The following is a 20,906-nucleotide window of genomic DNA, read 5'->3' as shown; positions in this document are numbered from 1 at the left end:
GACGTGTTTGTACGCCGCACGTCCCCACGCACGTTTTCCCTACGGCTGTTCAGTTCTCAGCTAGCTTCCGTCTTGTTCTTCTGGATCTGCGCGGCCACCTCCTCCGCCTTGCGCTCCTCGTAGCCCACCCAGTAACGGAGTTCGTGGTGGTGTGCGCGGTCCACATCGGACACTTCGCGATACATGCGCGCGTTGGCCTGGTGGAACTTCAGCCACGTCGTCAGGTTCGACCCCGGTTTCGGGCGACGAGCGGAGGCGACGAGGTGCGCGTCCTGAAGCGTCTGCGGCTCATTCCGGCCGGGCGTCGTCATCGCGCACCGTCGCGTGTTTGCCGAGGAACACGGCCAATTCGTCCGCGCTGTCGCGGATTTGGCGAAGGAGCCGGATGAACTCCGGCCACTCGGCCGGGTCGGACGGCGGCAGGATCGCCAGGCTGTCCGGGTCGAGATAGATCACCAGAGCTGGGTTCGCCGAACCATTGCCCTGCATCCCCGCGACCGCCTGCCGTCCCGGCTTCCACATCGCGTTGAACGCCACGGCTCTGACTCTCCTCGCTGTAGGCGCGCATCTCCCACGACCGCGCGTTCTCCTCGAACCCCTCAGCAGCCGCCGACACCGCAGCCAGTACCCACCACGGCAACTGGCCTTGAGCCGCTAGACCTCGCCATGCCGACGCCACCGCCAAGGAAGCGACGGCCATGTCATGCGCCGCCAGGGCATCCCCGCCCTGCGCAGTCCGCTGCGTCATTGCGCTGTAGTGGCGGTACGCGGCTTCCCAGGTTTGGACCAGGTGCGGGGATGCCACCCCCGGCGCCCCGCCCGCCATCACGCCGCCTTGGGCGTTGACTCGGCAGCGGCGGAAGCCCGGCCCGACTTCGCTCCGCCGCCGGACGCCGCAGCCTTGAAGCCAGTCGCGCGGAACAGGTAGGACTGGTACTTGAACTCGCCTTGACCAGCCACCTTCGGCTCAGCCGTCAGCCCCTCCAGTTCGATCGGCCGCATACCCGGCAGCACCTCCGACGTCGTCGGCACCGGCTGCACATCGGCCAGCAGCGTGATCTCGAACGATGCGCGCTTGGCCTTCGTCTCGTCCGGGTCGGTCACGGTGACCTTCCACTGACGCTTGCCCGTCACTTCATCGACCCGCTGCCGCGCCGGGCGACCCGCAGCACGGTCTTCCCGCGACTGGTACTCGTTGTCCGGCGAGACTTCGCCGACCATCACGAGGCCCTGCGCGAACGCTTCGTCGAAGTCGATGCTGAAGCGGTGTCCTTTGTAGATAGCCATGTCGTTAGTTCCCTTGCTTGTCTGTGTCTGTCGGCACTTCGTCGCCGTCTTTGCCCCTTGCGGCAGCCGCGTTCAGTGCGGCCTGTACCTCTGCGAGTTCTCTCCCCAGCACCGCTATCGCGTCGGAATCGACGAGCAGGACCACGGGGAACGCCTTGCCGAAACGGATTTCCGCCCGGTTGGCGTAGGTGAGCGCGCGGACGCGGATCGGCAGGTCTGCCGTGACGTGGATCTGGACCGTGTCACGCATCGGGCGCTCAGATCGCGAACCGGCGAGCTGTCCACGATCCTGAGCCGCGCGCGGACGCTGCCCGACCGGCGGTTGGAGTCGTCATGCCTGCCTCCCTCTTGGTGTCGAGGTGCTGGGGCGAGTCCCCGGCAACCTGGCACCTAATCTCCGCCAAAACGCGGGACGTGATCACCACGTGGCGGGACATCTAGGGACGTCCCTGGTACGGTCGAAGACGTCCCTACAAGTCCCTAGGAGGGCGGATGCCGAATGAACGCCTGCGGGACGCCCTGTTGCGCAACGGCCTCACGCCGAAGCAGGTCGCCGACGCCACCGGGGTCGATCAGAAGACCGTGGAACGGTGGATCACCAAGGGGCGGACGCCGTACCCGAAGCACCGGCACAAGATCGCCGCGATGGCGCGCGAGTCCGAGACCTACCTCTGGCCAGACTCCGTCGCCCCTGAGCGCAAGGCCGAGACGGCCGCCGCCGAGGTCGTGCGCGTGTTCCCGCACCGCAACGCCATCCCCGTCGAGCTGTGGGACCGGCTGATCAAGGAAGCGTCGGACACTGTTGAGGTCCTGGTCCACGCCGCGCTGTTCCTGGTGGAGCGCCCGCGGTTCATCAAGGACCTGACGGCGAAAGCCCAGGCCGGGGCCAAGATTCGGCTGATTTTCGGAGATCCCGAAGGGGAGAGTGTCGCTCTGCGCGGGGACGAGGAGCAGCTAGGCGACGGGACGCTTGCGGCGCGCATCCGCAACGCGCTGGCGTTCTACCGGCCGCTGATCGGGGTAGACGGGGTGGAGATGCGCTTCCACAACACCACGCTCTACAACTCGATCTTCCGCTTCGACGACGAAATGATCATCAACACGCACGTCTACGGCTTCCAGGGAGCCCACGCCCCATCCCTGCACCTCCGCCGGCTATCCGCCGGGGACCTCTTCGAGACCTACTCGGAGAGCTTCGAAGCCGTCTGGAACCTCGCCAAGCCCGCCACCTTCTAGGAGGCCACACATGGCACGCGTCGACTACTACAACGACCCGAACGCCCCGAAGGCGAACAGCATCGCAGTCGCGGTCTCCGCGTTCATCCAGGACGAAGAAGGCCGCATCCTCATGATCCGGCGCACCGACAACGACCTGTACGCGATCCCTGGCGGGCAGCTCGAACTCGGCGAGACCTTGGCGCAGGCCGCCGTGCGGGAGGTGCGCGAGGAGACCGGTATTGAGTGCGAGGTGACTGGGGTCATCGGGCTGTACTCGAACCCCAACCACGTCATCGCTTACGACGACGGCGAAGTGCGGCAAGAATTTTCTATCTGCTTCAGGGCCGATTCTATCGGGGGCACAGCGCGGACTAGCGATGAGAGTAAGGAAGTTTGCTGGGTTTCGGCAGAAATGGTCGCTGAAATGAACGTCCACCCTTCGATCAAAATGCGAGTCGAACACGGCCTCGGAGAATTGCAGAATCCCTACTTTTCTTAGTTTTGTGTCCCGTTGTATTGAGATTGACCATCTCGGCGGGCCGCTGCTTTTTCAAGCGCTTCCCATACGTTGGTGATATCTTGCCTGGCTGCCGATGAAATCGACTCCCAGTCGAGGCCAGTCTCTAGTTCTCCAAAGCTCTCGTATTGCTCGTCAAGATAAGTTAGAAAGTCGTCTGCTCGGTCGAGTCGTTCTTGGATCGTACGTGCGTCAGAAAGCTTCGGGCGCATTTCGTCCGAGAGGATCGGTGTGTCTACCACCACGGCGTCATAGTAGACGAATAGCCGGGATAGTCTGTGTAGCAAGTAAGCGCCATTCTGGGTGATCCTAAAACGTTCAGTTCTGTCGCCAGTCTTGCTTTCTTCCGCTGTGACGTCAATAATCCCGGTCTCTGTGCCGCGAGATAGTGCTATATCTATCTCGTCGGGTCGAAGGCCAAGGGATTGACAGTGATCGTATATGCGTGAAGAAGGGATGAATCCAAGCTCGGCGGATGAATGCTGAGCTTGTCGTTCTAGGAAGTTCATGATGACTGGAAGGCAGAAATGTTCTCGCGGACTGCGTGAGGATATGTCAAATATATTCGCAATGGGCGAGGAGGTTGGATCATAGTGTACCGCCCCGCCATAAAGAATTGCGCGCAGGAATTCATGCAACGGGACAGTGTAGGAGCCACTTCTGCGGTAGATGTCAAGGATCTTCCGTGTGTCAACGTGTCCGCTGCCGACAAAAGATGTAAGAAGGTTGAGGGCTTCTCGTACGTTCCCTTGGCTGACATTGTCCAGGCATTCACTCAGTTGGTGGTTGAAAGAAAGTGAAGTGATTAGGACATCGATGTAATCTCGCAGTAGCGAGCTATCGAGAGTTATACCCTCTGCTCCCAGTGAGAATCTTCCGGCATTTATGACCTGTTGCGCAAACTTCAGTCGCCTCGTTACCACTTGATCGATGCGTGGTGGAGAGATTGTAAATACACGCGGCTGGTATGCCGCTAGAGAGCCTGTCTTTCGCGACGAGTTGAAGGTGTCAGGCCGGAGGCTGATAAAGGTTGTAAGATTCCAGGTTTCCGATAGCCCCTGGGCGATTAAGTATACCGCGTCTTGAAATTCGGCATCCCTTTGGTCAATGTTGTCAAAGAAGACGACGGCGTTGCGTTTTTGGGAAGCTCGGAGATGATCAAATGACGCTTTAAGGTGGCTTTCTAGTTTCTCGGTTAAGCTGGCGAGAAGTGACAACTCTTGTTCTAGATACTTTGCAGGGTCAACATCTTTGAGTTGTCCGTATATTCCCTTGGAAAACCTGTTCAGTTCGCCATTGTACACTGCGCGAACAAATTCATTAGAATGAAGATCGATGTTATAGTTTTCCAGCAACTGCTTGGCGAAGTTCTCGCTGACAAATGTCTCTAGGTCTCTGCGGAGTGCAGGTTGAGAACCAAAATCCACATATAGAACTATTGAGCGCTCAAGCTCTTCCTTTGCATCTATTCGAACTAGACGTCGTACGAATGTTGTCTTGCCGACGCCGACGTCTCCCAGGAGTACCACGGGGCGTCGACTTACGCCTTTTGAGATGACAGCTTCGAATAGGTCGGGCGAGATTCCTTCTTTGCTGGTTACTGACGCAACTTTTCCTTGGTCCTTCGACAGTTCGTGGTATCTACTCTTTAGAATCTCTTTGCTGACCAAGGCGTACTGTGAAAGGGCGCCGCTAGTGCAGTAGCACTCTCGAAGAAAGTCTTCCTCAAGCTCTTTGGCCTTAACAATGTCCTGTAGGAAAAGTTCGCCGAGGATGTCCAGCTCAATCTCGATCTCGTTGCGCGATTTTAGGCCTGGATATTGAAATAAACGCTGAGAGAGCTTTTCGGGAGGAAGTGGGCGCGACTCTTTGGTTAAGAGTTCCTTTAGTGAGCCAGAGGTAATGCCCTCGGGACTTAGCCAGTTCCAGAGGTCGATGAACTTTTCTTCCATCTCGCGAAGGCTGCGAAATACGATGGCTCTACCGCTTAGGGGTGCTGTGCCATCTGTTCGACTTCCGATAAACGCTACAAGCTGGTGACCGTTAGTGACTGCGCCCAGTTCGACGCCTCTAGTTGAACAGTAGGAAGCGGCCTGTTTGACTGCTGCACTTAGATTAGGGTTTCCTCGGAGGAGGCTTGCAAGTCTGACGATCTGAGGGCCGGAGGATAAGGGAACGGAAAAGTAGACTCCCTCCTTCTTTGCTTCAACTATTAGTCTAGTCCCGGGGTTACCTAGTGAGTAGTCGGTATAGGTGCCGTCTAATGGTTCCTCAAGGACACAGTCTTGCTTCTGCCAGCCAAGGGCATCGAATAGAATTCGATCAATTATGTGAAACCGCGTTGTAGCTTCGTTTCTGTCGACGGTCGTATTCTCCTGCTCGACGGCAAGTTCGCTCATCGCGACAGCGCCCTGGTCGAAGTCGGTTTGGGGCATCGAAAGTCCTTCAATGGTCTGCGTTGAGTTGAGGGCGGTTGCCGAACTTGGCTCTATGGGATCAAGGCGCGCCGCCGTCGGCGGCGCGCTGGTCACCTTGCGTCCGCGTCTCGCCTGCGGGCGCACCTTGCCCGACACGGCGGGCTGTCGCTCCGCTTCGCCCACCGGCCGGGCGGTGCGCCCGCTGAAGCCGTGGACAGGTGTTGCCGCCGCCAGCGGCGCGCAGGTACGCCAATGAGCACGTCAGCCTCCTCGCTGAGACATTCGTGCCACCGATGTCGCAGGCGGACCAACGGCTGTTACGCGGAGCCATCACCCCGATGCCAGATCGTCACAACGGCCGTCACGCCGCGTCAAGGCGGGAAAGCGTGCCTTGACCCGACGCAACGGCCGCGTGGATGGCTTCGTATCGGGGAGATGGGGGAGGAGTGGGCGAGTGCCAGGCCGTCTCCAGGCCGTCAGACGTCGGGTAGGGGTGAGAACACGCGAGAAGTGTCCAGCCCTGTCCGCGCAGGTCAGCGGCCAGAAACAGCGATCATGTCGAGGTCAGCGAAACCCTAGGATCAAAAGATCAACATGTAGTGGTCTCGTTAGTGGTGAGGACGGTTCTAACCGTCCTCACTACTCACGAGCTGGTTCTGGCCGCACCGGCGGTTTCGCGTGATCCGGAGGACGACACGCGTGATCAGATGGACGACACGCGTGACTGCATGGACGACACACGCGCGACGGGGGTTCCGCCGCGAGTCGTCCGTCTGGACACGTGAGTCGTCCGCCCAATCACGTGTGTCGTCCCTCCGATCACGTGAGATCGCCATTCGCGCACGACAGCGGATATCCGGGGCACGGTGGCTCTAGCGACCCAAAGACTTGCGCTGCAGGCCGAAGGTGACCGGGCGTTGCGAAAGCCACTTTCGCAACCTTCAACGTTGCGAAAGTGGCTTTCGCAACGAACACAGCCGGCGGAAGCCGCAGAGAGCCAGGTGGGTCGTGAGTGGCGATCAGGGTTAGAACCCGAATTGACACTCACGACCCACCCGGCCCAACGCCCACCGCGGCCCACCCAGCCCGCGCAAGTAGTCGACTAATTGCGGGAGGGGGCTAAAGCGTGTGCGTGGCGATCAGTTGGCCGATCGCCCGGATGTCCGAACCCCGGAACTCCAGCCGCACGTTCCCCAGCCCGCTGAACCAAAGGTCCAGTTCGGCATCGAGATCGAAGGTGCCCGCGGTTTCGATCGAGAAGGCCTGGATCCTGTTGTACGGCAGCGAAGTGAAGTCCTTCTTCTTGCCGGTCATGCCCTGGACGTTCACCGCGATCAGCCGCTTGTTCGTGAACACCACGAAGTCGCGCACCGCCTTGAACGACGAGATGATCTCCTCGCCGGGGATGATGATCGGCTGCACCGTCGGCGCGATGTCCTTCGGCTTGCACGGCGTGAGTTTGAAGACGGTGTCCTTGGAGAAGTCAATCATGTGGTCCAACATACGGATGAACGCGACATCGGGACCCGTCCCCGGCGGCGTCCCTCATAATCCCGGGCAACAGGAGGAGGCACGATGAAGCGGCTGACGACGACGCACGAGAGCCTGGCGCTCGGCGTGCCGCCGTCGGCTCCCGGCGCGGTGTTCGCGCTCACGCTCGCGGGTGGTGTGTCCGTCGACCCCGGCGAGGGCGGCGAGATCACGTTCGGGCGTAATCGGCCGCAGGTCGACGTCTGTGTGGGGGAGAACGACCTGCAGGTCAGCCGCAGGCACGGGCTGCTGAACTTCGCCGACGGGCAGTGGTGGGTCAGCAACACCGGTCAGCTGCCCATTCGCTTGCCGAATTCCCGCTGGCTGTCCCGCGGTGAGGAGCCGATTCCCCTGTCGGACGGGTACACGCCGCTGTTCGTCCGCGGTTCGGGCAGGCGGGAGCACCTGCTCGAGTTGTACGTCGCGGGTCCCGAGGGAGGGCAGCCCGCCACCCGGCACGACGACGTCACCGTGCCGCCACGCCGCTGGCGCCTCAGCGCGGAAGAACGCCTGGTCCTGGTCGTCTTCGGGCAACGGTATCTGTTGCACGACCTCAATCCGCAGCCGTTGTCCCGTCAGCAGACGGCCGAGGTGCTCTCCGAACTCCGGCCCGGTGAGACGTGGACCGCGCGCCGTGTCGAGCACGTCGTCATCGACGTCCGGGCGCGGCTGTCCGCCGGCGGAGTTTTCGGGCTGCGGCGTGAAGAGGTCGGCGAGCCGGTGGGCAACGCGTTGAACGACAACCTGTTGCGAGAGCTCGTGCTGTCCACGACCCTCGTCCCGCCGGATCTCGCCCTGCTCGAGGCGCTCGACTGATTGTGTCCATAAAGGACAGTCAGCTCACGCCTTCCATGGCCGCCTTCGCGACGTCGCTGCCTCGTTCCGCCTCGCCCGCGACCTTCACCAGCGCCGCCGTCGCCTGATCCCGGCTCTCTTCGGCCTTCACGCGTCCCGCCGAGGCCGCGTTCACCCCGAAGAAGGCACCCACCACGGTGCCGATCACCGTTCCCGCCGCGGTGATCACCGCCGTGACGTCGGAGGTGTTCGGGTACCGCCAGACCGCCGCGACCGCGATCACCGCGAGCGCGCTCAGCCCCGCCAGCACCGTCATGAATCCGTAGTTCTTGCTCATGGCCCGCTCCCTTCAGGCTCTACGCGCCATGCTTCGCCCGAACGCCGCCCTTCGTTACGGCGAAAGGCCGGACCGTTATCCGGCGATGTCGAAACGGATGTCGTGCGCCGAGCCCGGCACTACGAATTCCAGGAGCCGCGCGCCCTCTTCGGCGATCGAATCCTGATCTCGCAACGGCTTCCGCGATTCGATCGTCAGGGCCGCCCCTTTGATCGCCCAAATTGCCAGGAATTCACCGTCGACGAGCAGGGTGCCCCGGCGGCCGCCGTTACCCGGAGGCAACGGCACGCGGCGGCCGTCGGGGATGACCCGCGCGCGGTCGGCGTGGGAGAGCAGGACGTTGTCGTACTCGGGCAGGAACCGGGGCGGGGCCGGGGTTTCCGGGTCCGGCCGCGGCGCGTCGGGAAGGTCGAACAGCTCTTTGCCCTCGACGTCGCGGAAGGTGATCAGCTGTGGCCGCAGCCGTTCGAAAACCTCCTTCAACCGAGTGAGCCCCGACCAGACCTGCGCGTCGCGGACGGTCGCCGGGCCGAACGCCGCGAGATAGCGCAGCACCAGGTCGTCGAGGGTGATGCCGTCCGTGATCGGTGCGCCGACCCAGTCTTCGAGCAGGGCGAACGCGGCCGGGCCGGTCTGGCCCCACAGGCCACGCGGGGTCACGTGCGCGAGCGGGAGCAGGCTGTTGACCGCGTAGCCGAGCGTGGGCAGGTCCGCGTCGGGCCAGCGTGGTGCCAGCGCGGTCCGGATTTCGGCGCGCGTGCGGGGCCGTTCGGCCAGCAGGGCTTTCCCTGCTTCGGCGATCGCGGCGAGGTCGAGTCCGGCGATCTCCCGCGAGTAGTGGCCGAGGAAACCGCGCTCGACCACCGTTTCGACGGTCGGCCACAGGGCCAGGGCGTCGGCTGCGGTCATCAGGTGCACCGTGCCGCGCATCAACGTCGTCCGGACGACCTCGCGGTCGGCCAGCGGTTTCGCCAGCTCGTCCACTTGGAAGTCCCGAAGCCGCGACCACAGCCCGACATAGGACGAGTCGGGGGCCTGCGCCTGGAGACCGGCCAGCCGCTCGATCGCGGTGACGGCGGGAAGATCGGCGCGCTCCAGCAGGAACTGCCTGGCCAGGGTCGCGCGGTTGAGGGCACGGGGGCTCAGCTGCTCCATCGTCAGACGCACTTTCGCAGGAAGGAACGGAGGTCTTCGGCGAACAGGCCGGGGACCTCCATCGCCGGGAAGTGGCCGCCGGTGTCGTATTCGGACCAGTTTTCCACCGGGCCGTCCTGCAGACTCCGGATCGTGGTGTCCCCGGCGAAGACGGCGATCGCGCGCGGCGGACCGGCGGGCGCTTCGTCCCAGCCGCCTTGCGACATCTGCCGGTAGACCTCCATGCCTTCGTACACGGCGTGCGCGGAGGAAGCGCCCGCGCCGGTGAACCAGTACAGGCTGACCGCGGTCAGGAGATGGTCGCGATCGACGGCGTCCTCCGGCAGCTCCTTGGCCGGATCGGTCCACTCGGCGAACTTCTCCACGATCCACGCGAGCTGGCCGGTGGGGGAGTCGTTCAGCGAATAGGCCAGCGTCTGCGGCCGGGTGGCCTGAAGGTGCAGGTAGCCGAGGCCGTCGGACTGGAACCGGTTGAAGCGTTCGCCGCGCTCGCGGTCCTTGTCGTCGAGGCCGTCCAGGTCGACGGCGGGGCCGAACGGCATCCCCGCGCTGGTCCCGGTCAGGTGGACGCCGACCACGCGGTGCGCCGCGATCATCGACAGGATGCCCGCGACTCCGGCGCCGGCGTCGGTGCCGTGCACCCCGAAGCGCTCGTAGCCGAGGCGGTCCATCAGCGTGGTCCACGCCTGGGCGACGCGGAACAGGTTGCCCCAGCCGGGGCCGCTCACCGGGTTCGAGAATCCGTAACCGGGCAGGGACGGGATGACCAGGTGGAACTCGCCGGCGAGTTCCTCGATGACCCGGCGGAATTCGAACGGCGAGCTGGGCCAGCCGTGCGTGAGGAGCACCGGCAGCGCGTCCGGGGCGGTCGAGCGGACGTGCAGGAAGTGGATGGTCTGGCCGTCGATCTCGGTGGTGAACTGCGGGAACTCGTTCAGCTGGGCTTCCTGCGCGCGCCAGTCGAAGCCGTCGGCCCAGTATTCGGCCAATCCCTTGAGGTAGGCGACCGGGACGCCTCTGCTCCAGTCGCCGGTGACCTCGCGGGGCCAGCGGGTGCGGTGCAGACGGTCCTTGAGGTCATCGAGTTCTGCCTGGTCGACGGCGATGCGGAAGGGCTTGATTTCGGTCATGGGGCTAGATTAGGAACGATTGCGGAAAGGTTCGTTCCGCGATTGCGGACAAGGTGGAATTCATGGCGGAAACTTCGGCGAGACTGCTGCGACTCCTGTCGTTGCTGCAGGCCAGGCGCACTTGGACCGGTCCGGAACTGGCGGACAAGCTCGACGTCACCACCAGGACCATCCGGAACGACATCGAGCGGCTTCGCGGCCTGGGCTATCCCGTCGACGCCACGCCCGGCGTCTCCGGGGGCTACAGCCTGGGCGCCGGCGCGGCGATGCCACCACTGCTGCTCGACGACGAAGAGGCCGTCGCGGTGGCGATGGGCCTGCGCACGGCCGCGGGCGGCACGATCGCGGGCATCGAGGAGACGTCGGTGCGCGCGCTGGCGAAACTGGAGCAGGTGCTGCCGTCACGGCTGCGGCATCGTGTCGCGGCGCTGAACTCGGCGACACTCGCGGTGCAGGGCGGCGGCCCCACCGTCGACGCCGAGGTGCTCGCGGTCATCGCCGCCGCCTGCCGTGACCGCGAGACCCTGCGCTTCGATTACGTGGGACACAACGGATCCGAGACACGAAGGCAGATCGAGCCGCACCGCGTCGTGCATATGAGCCGCCGGTGGTACCTCGTCGGCTGGGACGTCGACAAACAGGACTGGCGTACGTTCCGCGCCGATCGGGTGCGGCCCCGGACACCCAACGGCCGGCGTTTCGAGGAACGCGAACCACCCGAAGGCGGCGTGGTCGCGTACCTCCAACGTGGCGTCGGCGCGGCGCTGTGGCGGCACCACGCCACGATCCGGCTGCACGCCCCGGCCGCCGAAGCCGTGGCGAAGGTGCCGCCTGCCGTCGTCGTCGAAGCCCTCGACGAGCGGACCTGCCTGCTCAAAGCCGGCGCGGACACGCTGGAGTACCTGGCGCTCTACCTGGGCCTGCTCGACACCGACTTCGAGGTCGTCGACTCCCCGGAGTTCGCCGGGCACCTGCGTAAACTGATCGGCCGGTTCAGTCGTGCGGTGGATGCTTGACGTCGAAGACCAGTTCCGGGCGCTCCCAAGTGATCTTCGGCGGGTTGGGCGGTACGACGCCGACACGGCGGGCGCCCATCCGTTCGTAGAACCCGGCGGCAGGCGGATGGGAGACGACGCGGAGCTCGGTCATGCCCAGATCCGCGGCCTGCCCGAGCATATGCTCGATCAGCCACGCGCCGATGCCCGTGCCCTGCGCCGAATCGGCGACGAACAGCAGGTCGAGCTCGGCCGGGTACTCGATCAGGCTGTAGAAGCCCACCACGTCCCGCTGCGCGTGGGCGACGAACGCGGGATGGGTGGCGAGGTAGTCCTCGGTGACCCGGTAACCCTCGAGGATCGACGCGTACTCCCCTTGGTAGGCGGCCGATTCGTGCATCAGCGCCGTCAGCCTGCCGGCGTCGGAAGCGCTTGCCCTGGAGATGCGGTAGCTCGTCACGAGCGCAGCTTAGAACGTCACACCGACAGTTCTTGACCTCCAGCTATCTGGAGGTATGAGGCTGGGTCCAGACAGCCTGGGACGAACTGGAGGAACAAGATGAAAGCGGCCGCGTTCACGGAAGCCGGTGGCCCGGAAGTGCTCCGGGTGCTGGAGCTGGAGGAGCCGCACGCCGGGGCGGGGGAGGTCCGGGTGCGGGTGAAGGCGGCGGGGGTGCAGCCGTACGACGCGGCCGTGCGGGCGGGTTGGGAACCCGCGGGGCTCGAGCTGCGTTGGCCGCGTGTCCCGGGGAACGAGTTCGCCGGGGTCGTCGACGAGGTCGGTTCCGGGGTTACCGGCCTCGTCGCGGGGGCCGAGGTGCTCGGCTTCACGGCGGTTCAGGCGTACGCCGAGTACATCGTGGTGCCCGCGGAGAACGTCACGCCGAAGCCGGCGGAGATGCCGTGGGAGGTCGCGGGCGGGTTCACGGCGGGAACCCAAACGGCGTATCTGGCGCTGGACGCGCTGCGGGTCGCCCGCGGCGAGACACTGCTGATCCACGGTGCGGCGGGCTCGGTGGGCACGGCCGCCGTCCAGCTCGCGGCGCTGCGCGGGGCGAGGGTGATCGGGACGGCGAGCGAGGCGAACCAGGAGTACGTCCGTTCGCTCGGCGCCGAACCGGTGGTCTACGGCGACGGCCTGGCCGACCGGGTGCGCGCCCTCGCGCCGTCCGGCATCGACGCGGCGCTGGACGGCGCGGGCGGGGCCGCCTTCGACCTTTCGCTGGAGCTGGTCGGGAATCCGGACCGCGTGCTGACCCTGGTCGAGCACGGGCGCGCGCCCGAGGCCGGGGCGCGAGTGGTCACGGGGACGCGGTCGGCCGAACGGCTGGGGATGCTGGCGTCGTTGTACGTCAAGGGGGAGTTGCGTTTCCTGGTGCGGCGGACGTATCCGTTCGGTGAGGCCGCGGCGGCGCACCGGGAGATCGAGACCGGGCACGGGCGGGGCAAGGTCGTGCTGACCTTCTCCTAGGCACCCCGCAGCTTCCGGATCACCCCGCGCACCACCAGCGGAGTCACGATCGCCAGGAACAACACCAGCGCCGCCCAGCCGCCGAAGCCGCCGAACCCGCCCTCGTCGTAGGACGCCGGTGCGGCTTCCCGCCAGTTCTTCGAGCCGCCACCAGCCGACTCCTCGTCGGGGGTCGCCGTCGCGGTGGCGGTCTTGTCACCGGTGGCCGGACCCGTGCTCGGGCCGGTCGACGCGTTCGGTCCGGCCGCACCCGTCCCGGCCGCGGGTTTGCCGTTCGGGGCGATGATCCCGGCGGTCACCAGCGGGTCGGGCGGGCTGGTGGCGCCCGCGCCGAGGCTGCCGTGGAAGGTCGGGTTGGCGCAATTGCTCGCGTTGAGCTGTTTCGGCGGCTGCCCGGTGAGTCGCGAGTTCGAGTTCATGATCTCTTGCGACAGGTTCGGCGGCAACGGCGAGTAGCCGATCCGGGCCATGTTGATCTGGCCGTCGCAGGCGACATGTTCGAGGAACGCGGTCATCGTGTCGGTCTTGCCCTGGTCGCCGTAGCCGCCGCGGCAGGTGTCCCGGCCGCTCGAACAGGGCATCATGATGTAGGAGTACGCCGAAATCGGGTACGACTTCGGGTCCGCGTTCGAGTAGACCTTGTCGAGTTTCTGGCTCAGGTCGGGGCGGAGTTCCGCGAACTTCAGCGCGGAGGCGATGTTCTCCGCGTAGGGCTGCGTGTACTGCCCCGCGCCGTTCTGCACCCACGCCGACGGCACGTTGTGGCGCTGCGCGTAGGCGAATTCGTCGTAAGCGATGGAGAACGGGATGGTCGCTTTGCCGATGGCCTGCGCGATCTGGTCGGAGTCCGCGAGCAGCCGGTACCAATCGGCGTCCGGTCCTCGTTCGGGCAACTGGATCGGGCGCACCCCGGCGGGCAGGCTGCCCATCCCGTTGCCGACGTTGCGGGCGACGAAGCGCTGGTACGCCTCGGGGGCCGCATGAGCGATGAAGTCGTAGAACAGCGCCGTCGTCCCGGATTGCCCGGTCCGCCCGACGAGGGTGATGGGCTGGTCCGGCAGTGACTTCCCGCCGTTGGTCGCGGTGATCGCCGGATCACTCCAGCGGGTGATGTCCCGGCTGAAGATCCGGCCGATCGCCTCCCGCGTGAGGTGCAGGTAGTCGACGCGCTTGCCCGCCTGGTCGGTGACGTTGTACATGACGGCGACCGCGCCGGCGACGTCCGGAACGTACTGGTAGCCGCGGGTCTGCGCGGTCACGCCGCCACCGCCGGCCGCGAGGAGCGAGGAGACCTCGGCTTCGGTCCCGCCGAAGTCGACCGTCCGGTCGCCGTACTGGTTGACCCCGGCGGGTGAGTTGGTGGCCGAATAGTTGACCGGGATACCCCGCGACGTCGCGCCGTTCTGCCAGTCGGTCATCGCCACACCGACGTAGCTGGACCCCGAACCGGTGACCCTGCTGAGCGCCGCCGCGCCGGGCGCGCCCGCCACGGAGATCGAGAGCAGCAGCGCCGAGATCCCGCCCAAAGCGCCCACTCTGCGCAAGGTCGTCATCCGAACCGCCCGTTCACGTAGTCGAAGGTGCGTTCGTCCGACGGCGCGTTGAAGATCGTGTCTGTCGGACCGTGTTCGATCACCCGGCCGGGTTCGTTCTCGGCCGCGAGGAAGAACGCGCAGTGATCCGAAACCCGTTGGGCCTGCTGCATGTTGTGCGTGACGATCACGACGGTGACCTCGTGCCCGATCTCGGCGATCGTCTGCTCGATCCGCCGGGTGGACGTCGGGTCGAGGGCGGAGCAGGGCTCGTCCATCAGGAGGACGTTCGGCTGGACCGCGAGCGAACGGGCGATGCAGAGCCGCTGCTGCTGCCCGCCGGACAGGGCACCGCCGGGTGAGCTCAGCCGGTCTCGGACCTCACGCCACAGCCCGGCGCGTTCGAGACTCTGTTCCACGAGCGCGTTCTTGTCGTCGCATTTGACGCCGGCGAGTTTCAGCCCGGCGAGCACGTTGTCCCGGATGGACATCGCCGGGAACGGATTCGGTTTCTGGAACACCATGCCGATGCGCAGGCGGACCTGCTGCGGGCGGGTTCCGTCGGCGTAGATGTCCTGGCCGTCCAGCAGGACTTCGCCGGTCAGCGACGCCGACGGGACGAGCTCGTGCATCCGGTTGAGGATGCGCAGGAAAGTCGACTTGCCGCAGCCCGACGGGCCGATCAGCGCGGTCACCTCTTTGGCGGGCATCCGCAACGACACGCCTTCGAGGACCAGCCGGTCGCCGAACCAGGCGCCGATCTCCCGCGACTCGAGTTCGGCCGCACCGGGCGGCGGCCCACCGGTCAAGGTGACCTGCGGCCTGCCGTCCACGGTGGACAATTCGGTGGTGTCGGTCACCGGTTCTCCTTCGTTCTTTTCGCCTTGCGCTTCGACCGGTCGCGCCCGACGATCCTGGCGATCGCGAACAGGCCGAAGATGAGCAGGATCAGCACGAGCGCGCCGACGTAACCGCGCTGCTGGACGTTTTCCAGCGGCTGCTTGATGAAGCGGTAGATGAACAGCGGGATGCTTTCCTGTGGCGCGGAAAACGGGTTGGCGTTCATCGCGAGCGAGCCGAACGAGGTGAACAGCAGCGGTGCCGTTTCGCCCGCCACCCTGGCGATCCCGAGGATCACGGCGGTGGTGACCCCGGTGCGCGCGGTGGGCAGCACGACCGACCACACCGTCCGCGCCCGGCTCGCCCCGAGGGCCAGCGACGCCTCGCGCAGGCCGTCCGGGACCAGCCGGAGCACCACGTCCACGGTCCGCGTCACCGTCGGCAGCATGACCATCGTCAGTGCGAGGGTGGCCATCAAACCGTTGTAGCTGAACAGTCCCACGCCCGCCTGGATACCCGGGATGATCAGCGCCGCGTAGATGAACAGGCCCGCCACGATGGACGGGAGACCGCTCATCGCGTCGACCATGATCCGCACCGGACGGCGGAACCGCGACCGCGTCTCGTTCAGGAAGATCGCGGTGAGCACGCCCAGCGGAACGACGAACACCAGGGTCAGCGCGGTCTGCTGAAGGGTGCCGACGACCGCGTGCAGACCGCCGGTCGCGGTGACCGGATCGGTCGGCGCGACCGCGGACATGTCGTGGGTGAAGAAGCCGAGGCGCAGGTATGGGGCGCCCTCGATCACGATGTAGGTCAGGAGGAACAACAAGGGGACGAGCAGAGTGAGTGCCCCGGAGACCACGATCGTCGACACGAGCCGGTCCGACGCGGCGAGCCTGCCGAGACGGTCGCGGGTGACGAGGTAGAGCATCGCCAGGTACAGCAGGTAGGCGACGATCAGATCCGCCAGCCAGCCGGGGGATTCCAGCAGCAGATGCATGACGAACCAGGTGAGCAGGGTGGCCGACACCGCGCAGCCGAGCGCCGCCAGCCGGTCCTGCCTGGTGGTCTCCGACGGGCGGCGTTTGACGAGTTTGCGCGGGCCGGACGAGATCGGGGGAGTGACCGTCGTGGTCATCAGGCATCCACTCCCGCACCGGACCGGCTCTTGGAGATGATCACCGACGCGGTGAAGTTCGTGGCCAGGGTGAAGACGAACAGCACCAGGCCCGCCGCCATAAGCCCGGACAGCGAAAGGCCGGAGGCGCCGGAGTTGTTGGCGATGAACCCGGAGATGGTCGCGCCGCCGAACTGGAGGATGTGCTGCGTGATCTCCGGAACCTGGGGCAGCAGCAGGGAAACCGCGATCGTCTCGCCGAGCGCGCGGCCGAGTCCGAGCATCGAGCCGCCGATGATGCCGCCCCGGCCGAAGGGCAGCATGACCGTTTTGACCATCCCCCAACGGGTACTGCCCAGCGCGAGCGCCGCTTCCTTTTCCCCGGGCGGAGTCTGCGCGAACACCTCACGGATCACCGAGGTCGTGATCGGGAGGACCATCAGGGAGACCACCAGCCCGGCGATGAACATGGACTGGATGTAGAGCGTGTTCTCCTTGGACGCGAACAAGGGGAACCAGCCGAGGTTCTCGGTCAGCCACGTCGAAACCGGGACGATCTGCGGGCCGAGGAAGCTGAATCCCCACAGGCCGTACAACAGGCTGGGAATGGCGGCGAGCAGGTCGACGAGGCCGGTGAGGAAGCCGCGGATCCGGCCGCTGGAGTACTCGGTGATGAACAGCGCCGCGAGGATGCTCAGCGGTACGGCGACCAGGACCGCGATGAGCGCGACCACGATCGTCCCGTAGAGCAGGCCCAGGACGCCGAGTACACCGGAGGCCGGGTCGAACCGGATGGTGGTGAAGAACCCGAAACCGCTGTTGTCGAAGGCGGGCCCAGACCGGTAGACCAGGAAGAAGCCGATGACCAGGAGAATGCCCAGCATCGTCAGCCCGGCGCCGGTGGTGACCCGGCGGAACGCCCGGTCGGCCCGGGAAAGGACTTCGGTGATCACCCGCCGCACCGGGGCTCCCGGTGGCGACGGGTCGGGCCGGGGTGGCGCGACGGTCACGAGCGGCCTTCCTTCGTATCGGTGGGAAAACGAGTTCAGGGCACACCACGTCGCCCCTCGATGCGGCCAGTATGTGGTGCTCGATCCCGCGAAAGGTGTCCACGCGGAGAACGCCCGACGGGGCGAATGTGAATGTGTGCCGGGGCGGGTCCGGGGACGGTTGACCCCGAACGGGTGACTCGGGGACGTTGGTTCCGGTGCGGCTCGTGATCGAGTCCCGCTCTCCGCCGAATGCCCGCGCACCTTGGGAGTCGTCCGTGTTCTTCGTCCGTGCGAGACAAGTCGGGATCTTGCTGATCTGCGGGGTGCTGATGGTCACGGGTGTGTCCGTCCCCGCGGCACAGGCGCAAGCGCCGTCGAACCCGCCGTACACCCTCAAGACCGAGCCCGCCGATCTGTCGGCGGCCCGGAACGGCGAACCGGTGCGGATCACGGTGTCGGGATTGGCGAGCGGTGCCCAGGCGTCCCTGAAAGTCTGCCCCAAAGTCCTGCCGGACAATTTGATCAAGGTCGCCGGGAAACCGCCGTGGAACCGGGAGAGTTCCGTCAGCGCGCGGGTCAATGCCTACTGCGGTGGGTTGAAGGACGAGTTCATCGCGAACGCGGCGCATATGGACAGTGCCACGGGCCGCCGGAGCAGCAGAACCGGCGACATCGTCATCGACACCCAGATCCCGCTCGGTTCCACCACCCCGAAACCGATCATCTGGGACCCGCTGTACACCACCTTCAACAAGAACGCCGAAGGTCAGCCGGACAAGCCGCCCACGGTTTCCTGGGCGGCCAATCCCGACGTCGTCGATCCGGCGACCGGTGCCAAGACCCGCAACAAGTATTCGTTCCGATGCGACGAGAACAATCCCTGTTCGGTCGCGGTCACGATCACCGCGAAGAACGCGGACGGCGCGTTCGTGACCTGGATCGACAGCTCGATCGCCTTCACTCCGACGCAGCAGGCGATCGGCGTCGAAGGGTGTAAGGGCGCCGGTCAGAACACCATCAGCGCCAGCATGCCGGAGCGGCTCGGCCGCACCGCGGTCGCTTGGAACCAGGCGCTCTGCGCGCCCACACAGGCCGAGCAGCCGGCGAACATCGTGAGCGAGACGGAAGACGCCGGCCTGACCGCGTTCGACAAGGGCAACTCGGATCTGGTGATCACCGGCAGCGGGAACGCGCTCGCCACCCAGACCGTCCGCGACCGGCAGTACATCCCGGTCGGGATCAACGCGGCGGTCGTGGCCGCGGTCGGCTGGTCGCCGACCGACACCGACGACAACGGGAGTTCGCTCAACGCGAAGTTCACCGGCACCCTGCGGTTCACCCACGACGAGGTGGCGAACATGGTCACCAAGGGGGGACAGCAACCCGATCTGGACGGCCGGGGCGGTATTTTCCGGAACGGTACCCCGCTGGTCGGCCGCAATCCGGCGCTCGCCTCCGTCACGAGAGAGAACGAGGCGAACGCGGCCAGCGCCAGGGCCGGCGCCGAGAGCCTGGACTTCTTCGGGGTGACCGGGGAATCCGGACCGGGCACCGTGCCGCTCGCGTTGAGCAAGGTGCTCGCCGCCTCAGCGCCGTCGGCCTGGGTGTTCCCGAACAAGGGGACCGAATACTTCGGTGAGCTGAACGGGAAATCGCCAGGGGTGATCTCCGATCTCAACGCGCTCGATCCGGGTGCCCGTTCGCTGCACAACGTCGACGCGAAAACCGGTCAGCTCGCCGTGCGCAAGACGGTGCAGAACGGTGTCGTCGGAACGGGATTCGTCTGCACCGGCGGCTGTATGAGCTGGGTGATCACCGATCTCGCGACGGCGAGGGCCTACGGCTGGGCGCCGGTCGCGCTCCCGGACGGCAAGGGGAACTTCGTCGCACCGACCAAGGAAAGCCTGCAGCTGGCCGCCGATTCGATGAAGGTCGGCGAGGACGGGACCGTGCAGCCGGGCACCGCGACCAAGGACGGCGCGTACCCGCTGACCTTCGTGGAGTACCTGGCCGCGCCGGTCAATCCGTTGATCGACGCGACCTGCAAGCCGATGACCGAGAAGCAGGCACAACTGAAGGCGGTCGCCGAACTGGCGAGCGGCTACGGCCAGTCGCTGCTCCCGCCGGGGATGACCCCGTTGAGCCCTGGCCTGGCGGCCACCGTTCCCGCGCGAGTGGCCAAGATCGGCACCGGGACGGCCCAAGACGCCTGCCAGGAAAGGGAAGAAGCGAAGAATCCGCCACCGGCGGGCGGGACCGGTGCCACGACGGCCGCCAATTCCTCGCTGACCGGCCCCAGCGGGGGAACGGGTTCGCCCGCTGGGACGTCGGCGACGGCTGCCGCCACCGGGCCCGCCCCCGCGGCCGCTCCGACCCCGGAAAGCGTGCTGGCGGCCAAGAATCTCGCCGAGTCGATCGACATCCCGAAGTTCGCGGGCGCGGGAGTGCTGGGCGCGCTGATTCCCTTGGTGGCGTTGGCGATCCTGGCGACGCTCCCGTCCGCGACGGCGTACGTCGCCGCCGGACGCCCGGTGCCGAGGTGGCTGGTCTTCGCGCTGGCCGAGATCGGCGCCGCGTTCGCGATGCTCTTCGGTCTCCTGCGGCGTAAATCGGCCGGAGGAGCGGCGTGAGCACCTCCGTCGAGGAACCGGAAACCCGCTTCCTGAGTTTCGGTCCGGGGTGGATCGGCACCGTCCTCGCCGCCTGGCTGGTCACCACTTTGGTGGCGCTGGCCCTGGTCGTCTACGCGCTGGGGCCGATGCTCCAGGCGAGCGACCAGCGGAAGGCGCTGACCGAGATCCGCGGCGAGATCGGCCTGGCGTTGGGTGCCAGCCAAAGCCTCTTCGGCGCGCCTCCGCCCACCGAGCCGGTCGAGTTCGGCAAGCCGGTCGCCGTCCTGGAGATTCCCGCGCTGAAGCTGCAGCAAGTCGTCGTCGAAGGCGCGTCGAGCGGGGAGACCGCGTCCGGGCCGGGCCACGTACCGGGCACAGCCGGTCCGGGGCAGCCGGGCAACGCCGCGATCGTCGCGCGCAACGCGGGTTACGGCGGTCCGTTCGGTTCGCTGGAGGCACTGGAGCCCGGTGACGAAATCGTCGTCGCGACGACTCAGGGCAAGTCCGTCTATCGAGTGACCGAGAAGGCCACCCGCCCGCTCGACGAGGGGGCGGACTACGGCAAGACGCAGAACGATCGGCTGACCTTGGTGACCTCGGCGTCCTGGTGGCCGCTGGCGTCGGAGGAAGCGACCGTGGTGACCGCGGTCCTGGAGGGCAGGCCGTTCCGGCCCACCCCGCAGAACGGCAAGGCGGACGCGCAGGACGGGCGGACCGGCGACGGCGACGCGTGGGCCGGGCTCGTGCTGGCCTTCGGCGGGTTCGTGGTGGCGGCGGCCGGGGCGACCTTCCTCTACCGCCGGTGGCGCCCGGTTTCCACCTACGTCATCACCGGTCCGGTGCTGCTCACCCTGGCGGCGCTGGCCGCTTTGGCGCTTTGGCGGCTCTTTCCCGCGTGGGCCTAGGAGGTGATTTCGGTCTTTTCGGACCGAAATCACTCCCACCATGTGGATCTTCC

Annotated in this window: 22 protein-coding genes; 8 read left to right on the top strand and 14 right to left on the bottom strand. The window is 66.0% G+C overall.

Going from position 1 to position 20,906, the window contains the following annotated elements:
• Window positions 1–56: 56 nt before the first annotated feature.
• The 4 genes from ACFVM3_RS19035 to ACFVM3_RS19020 all read right to left on the bottom strand — a co-directional run bounded on the left by ACFVM3_RS19035 (window position 57) and on the right by ACFVM3_RS19020 (window position 1,537).
• Entirely contained in the window at window positions 57–311 is a 255-nt protein-coding gene (locus ACFVM3_RS19035) for an AMED_5909 family protein (protein ID WP_219145314.1), read from the bottom strand.
• A complete protein-coding gene (locus ACFVM3_RS19030; RefSeq protein WP_340686486.1) occupies window positions 289–537 on the bottom strand; it encodes a hypothetical protein in 249 nt (82 codons plus the stop codon). The genes ACFVM3_RS19035 and ACFVM3_RS19030 overlap by 23 nt, the downstream gene beginning before the upstream one ends.
• A 288-nt stretch (window positions 538–825) precedes the next feature.
• Window positions 826–1,287, bottom strand: a complete 462-nt coding sequence (locus ACFVM3_RS19025; RefSeq protein WP_126735588.1) for a hypothetical protein — start codon at window positions 1,285–1,287, stop codon at window positions 826–828.
• Between the two features lie 4 nt (window positions 1,288–1,291).
• Window positions 1,292–1,537 (bottom strand): hypothetical protein, encoded by a 246-nt coding sequence (locus ACFVM3_RS19020; RefSeq protein ID WP_378440264.1) that lies wholly within the window; start codon window positions 1,535–1,537, stop codon window positions 1,292–1,294.
• Between the two features lie 242 nt (window positions 1,538–1,779).
• Here ACFVM3_RS19020 and ACFVM3_RS19015 point away from each other — a divergent pair, with 242 nt between their 5' ends.
• A complete protein-coding gene (locus ACFVM3_RS19015) occupies window positions 1,780–2,523 on the top strand; it encodes a DUF5919 domain-containing protein (protein WP_005162385.1) in 744 nt (247 codons plus the stop codon).
• A 10-nt stretch (window positions 2,524–2,533) separates the two neighbouring features.
• Window positions 2,534–3,004: an NUDIX hydrolase gene (locus ACFVM3_RS19010; protein WP_378440262.1), complete on the top strand. Its 471-nt coding sequence runs from the start codon at window positions 2,534–2,536 to the stop codon at window positions 3,002–3,004.
• Here ACFVM3_RS19010 and ACFVM3_RS19005 read toward each other — a convergent pair.
• A complete protein-coding gene (locus ACFVM3_RS19005) occupies window positions 3,001–5,457 on the bottom strand; it encodes a hypothetical protein (RefSeq protein WP_378440260.1) in 2,457 nt (818 codons plus the stop codon). The genes ACFVM3_RS19010 and ACFVM3_RS19005 overlap by 4 nt on opposite strands.
• Window positions 5,458–5,512: 55 nt before the next feature.
• Between ACFVM3_RS19005 and ACFVM3_RS19000 the strand changes: the two genes are divergently transcribed.
• A complete protein-coding gene (locus ACFVM3_RS19000; protein ID WP_378440258.1) occupies window positions 5,513–5,695 on the top strand; it encodes a hypothetical protein in 183 nt (60 codons plus the stop codon).
• Between the two features lie 863 nt (window positions 5,696–6,558).
• Here the strand turns inward: ACFVM3_RS19000 and ACFVM3_RS18995 are convergent.
• Entirely contained in the window at window positions 6,559–6,930 is a 372-nt protein-coding gene (locus tag ACFVM3_RS18995; protein WP_026467493.1) for a PH domain-containing protein, read from the bottom strand.
• Window positions 6,931–7,014: 84 nt separating this feature from the next.
• Between ACFVM3_RS18995 and ACFVM3_RS18990 the strand changes: the two genes are divergently transcribed.
• On the top strand, window positions 7,015–7,785 hold the full coding sequence (locus ACFVM3_RS18990) for an FHA domain-containing protein (RefSeq protein ID WP_378440256.1): 771 nt from the start codon (window positions 7,015–7,017) through the stop codon (window positions 7,783–7,785).
• Between the two features lie 19 nt (window positions 7,786–7,804).
• On the opposite strand, the gene ACFVM3_RS18985 is transcribed toward ACFVM3_RS18990, so the two are convergent.
• The 3 genes from ACFVM3_RS18985 to ACFVM3_RS18975 all read right to left on the bottom strand — a co-directional run bounded on the left by ACFVM3_RS18985 (window position 7,805) and on the right by ACFVM3_RS18975 (window position 10,386).
• On the bottom strand, window positions 7,805–8,101 hold the full coding sequence (locus ACFVM3_RS18985; protein WP_378440254.1) for a hypothetical protein: 297 nt from the start codon (window positions 8,099–8,101) through the stop codon (window positions 7,805–7,807).
• Window positions 8,102–8,176: 75 nt separating this feature from the next.
• Window positions 8,177–9,256: a winged helix DNA-binding domain-containing protein gene (locus tag ACFVM3_RS18980; RefSeq protein WP_378440252.1), complete on the bottom strand. Its 1,080-nt coding sequence runs from the start codon at window positions 9,254–9,256 to the stop codon at window positions 8,177–8,179.
• A 2-nt stretch (window positions 9,257–9,258) separates the two neighbouring features.
• Window positions 9,259–10,386 carry an epoxide hydrolase family protein gene (locus tag ACFVM3_RS18975; RefSeq protein ID WP_378440251.1) on the bottom strand — a complete coding sequence of 376 codons (1,128 nt, stop codon included), beginning with the start codon at window positions 10,384–10,386 and terminating at the stop codon, window positions 9,259–9,261.
• Window positions 10,387–10,448: 62 nt separating this feature from the next.
• On the opposite strand from ACFVM3_RS18975, the gene ACFVM3_RS18970 reads away from it, so the two are divergent.
• Window positions 10,449–11,402, top strand: a complete 954-nt coding sequence (locus ACFVM3_RS18970) for a helix-turn-helix transcriptional regulator (RefSeq protein ID WP_378440249.1) — start codon at window positions 10,449–10,451, stop codon at window positions 11,400–11,402.
• Here ACFVM3_RS18970 and ACFVM3_RS18965 read toward each other — a convergent pair.
• A complete protein-coding gene (locus tag ACFVM3_RS18965) occupies window positions 11,380–11,841 on the bottom strand; it encodes a GNAT family N-acetyltransferase (protein ID WP_378440247.1) in 462 nt (153 codons plus the stop codon). The two genes, ACFVM3_RS18970 and ACFVM3_RS18965, sit on opposite strands and share 23 nt — an antisense overlap.
• A 99-nt stretch (window positions 11,842–11,940) precedes the next feature.
• Between ACFVM3_RS18965 and ACFVM3_RS18960 the strand changes: the two genes are divergently transcribed.
• Window positions 11,941–12,852, top strand: coding sequence for an NADP-dependent oxidoreductase (locus ACFVM3_RS18960; protein WP_378440245.1), 912 nt, complete (start codon window positions 11,941–11,943; stop codon window positions 12,850–12,852).
• On the opposite strand, the gene ACFVM3_RS18955 is transcribed toward ACFVM3_RS18960, so the two are convergent.
• The 4 genes from ACFVM3_RS18955 to pstC are packed head-to-tail and all read right to left on the bottom strand — an operon-like array spanning window position 12,849 to window position 17,354.
• Window positions 12,849–14,405: a substrate-binding domain-containing protein gene (locus tag ACFVM3_RS18955; protein ID WP_378440243.1), complete on the bottom strand. Its 1,557-nt coding sequence runs from the start codon at window positions 14,403–14,405 to the stop codon at window positions 12,849–12,851. The two genes, ACFVM3_RS18960 and ACFVM3_RS18955, sit on opposite strands and share 4 nt — an antisense overlap.
• Window positions 14,402–15,217 carry a phosphate ABC transporter ATP-binding protein gene (locus ACFVM3_RS18950; RefSeq protein ID WP_378440308.1) on the bottom strand — a complete coding sequence of 272 codons (816 nt, stop codon included), beginning with the start codon at window positions 15,215–15,217 and terminating at the stop codon, window positions 14,402–14,404. The genes ACFVM3_RS18955 and ACFVM3_RS18950 overlap by 4 nt, the downstream gene beginning before the upstream one ends.
• Before the next feature lie 23 nt (window positions 15,218–15,240).
• Window positions 15,241–16,365 carry a phosphate ABC transporter permease PstA gene (gene pstA / locus ACFVM3_RS18945; RefSeq protein WP_378440241.1) on the bottom strand — a complete coding sequence of 375 codons (1,125 nt, stop codon included), beginning with the start codon at window positions 16,363–16,365 and terminating at the stop codon, window positions 15,241–15,243.
• The gene (gene pstC, locus ACFVM3_RS18940) at window positions 16,365–17,354 is read right to left on the bottom strand and encodes a phosphate ABC transporter permease subunit PstC (protein ID WP_378440239.1); all 990 of its coding nucleotides are present in this window, start codon (window positions 17,352–17,354) and stop codon (window positions 16,365–16,367) included. Before pstC ends, pstA begins: the two co-directional genes overlap by 1 nt.
• Window positions 17,355–17,611: 257 nt before the next feature.
• On the opposite strand from pstC, the gene ACFVM3_RS18935 reads away from it, so the two are divergent.
• Entirely contained in the window at window positions 17,612–19,966 is a 2,355-nt protein-coding gene (locus ACFVM3_RS18935; RefSeq protein ID WP_378440237.1) for a hypothetical protein, read from the top strand.
• Window positions 19,963–20,853: a sortase gene (locus tag ACFVM3_RS18930; protein ID WP_378440235.1), complete on the top strand. Its 891-nt coding sequence runs from the start codon at window positions 19,963–19,965 to the stop codon at window positions 20,851–20,853. The genes ACFVM3_RS18935 and ACFVM3_RS18930 overlap by 4 nt, the downstream gene beginning before the upstream one ends.
• Window positions 20,854–20,906: the final 53 nt, after the last annotated feature.

Source organism: Amycolatopsis sp. NPDC057786 (assembly GCF_042797905.1).
Lineage (GTDB): Bacteria > Actinomycetota > Actinomycetes > Mycobacteriales > Pseudonocardiaceae > Amycolatopsis.
The sequence above is the reverse complement of the archived record's forward strand: the minus strand, read 5'-3'. Positions and strand labels throughout refer to the sequence as shown.

What these genes read in the sequence shown, in the direction of transcription:
- ACFVM3_RS19010 (WP_378440262.1), top strand. Translation starts at nt 2,534, where the DNA reads ATGGCACGCGTCGACTACTACAACGACCCGAACGCCCCGAAGGCGAAC.
- ACFVM3_RS19015 (WP_005162385.1), top strand. Translation starts at nt 1,780, where the DNA reads ATGCCGAATGAACGCCTGCGGGACGCCCTGTTGCGCAACGGCCTCACG.
- ACFVM3_RS18980 (WP_378440252.1), bottom strand. Translation starts at nt 9,256, where the DNA reads ATGGAGCAGCTGAGCCCCCGTGCCCTCAACCGCGCGACCCTGGCCAGG.
- ACFVM3_RS18955 (WP_378440243.1), bottom strand. Translation starts at nt 14,405, where the DNA reads ATGACGACCTTGCGCAGAGTGGGCGCTTTGGGCGGGATCTCGGCGCTG.
- ACFVM3_RS18975 (WP_378440251.1), bottom strand. Translation starts at nt 10,386, where the DNA reads ATGACCGAAATCAAGCCCTTCCGCATCGCCGTCGACCAGGCAGAACTC.
- ACFVM3_RS19035 (WP_219145314.1), bottom strand. Translation starts at nt 311, where the DNA reads ATGACGACGCCCGGCCGGAATGAGCCGCAGACGCTTCAGGACGCGCAC.
- ACFVM3_RS19000 (WP_378440258.1), top strand. Translation starts at nt 5,513, where the DNA reads ATGGGATCAAGGCGCGCCGCCGTCGGCGGCGCGCTGGTCACCTTGCGT.
- ACFVM3_RS18990 (WP_378440256.1), top strand. Translation starts at nt 7,015, where the DNA reads ATGAAGCGGCTGACGACGACGCACGAGAGCCTGGCGCTCGGCGTGCCG.
- ACFVM3_RS19025 (WP_126735588.1), bottom strand. Translation starts at nt 1,287, where the DNA reads ATGGCTATCTACAAAGGACACCGCTTCAGCATCGACTTCGACGAAGCG.
- pstA (WP_378440241.1), bottom strand. Translation starts at nt 16,365, where the DNA reads ATGACCACGACGGTCACTCCCCCGATCTCGTCCGGCCCGCGCAAACTC.
- ACFVM3_RS19020 (WP_378440264.1), bottom strand. Translation starts at nt 1,537, where the DNA reads ATGCGTGACACGGTCCAGATCCACGTCACGGCAGACCTGCCGATCCGC.
- ACFVM3_RS18970 (WP_378440249.1), top strand. Translation starts at nt 10,449, where the DNA reads ATGGCGGAAACTTCGGCGAGACTGCTGCGACTCCTGTCGTTGCTGCAG.
- ACFVM3_RS18960 (WP_378440245.1), top strand. Translation starts at nt 11,941, where the DNA reads ATGAAAGCGGCCGCGTTCACGGAAGCCGGTGGCCCGGAAGTGCTCCGG.
- ACFVM3_RS18985 (WP_378440254.1), bottom strand. Translation starts at nt 8,101, where the DNA reads ATGAGCAAGAACTACGGATTCATGACGGTGCTGGCGGGGCTGAGCGCG.
- ACFVM3_RS18995 (WP_026467493.1), bottom strand. Translation starts at nt 6,930, where the DNA reads ATGATTGACTTCTCCAAGGACACCGTCTTCAAACTCACGCCGTGCAAG.
- ACFVM3_RS19005 (WP_378440260.1), bottom strand. Translation starts at nt 5,457, where the DNA reads ATGCCCCAAACCGACTTCGACCAGGGCGCTGTCGCGATGAGCGAACTT.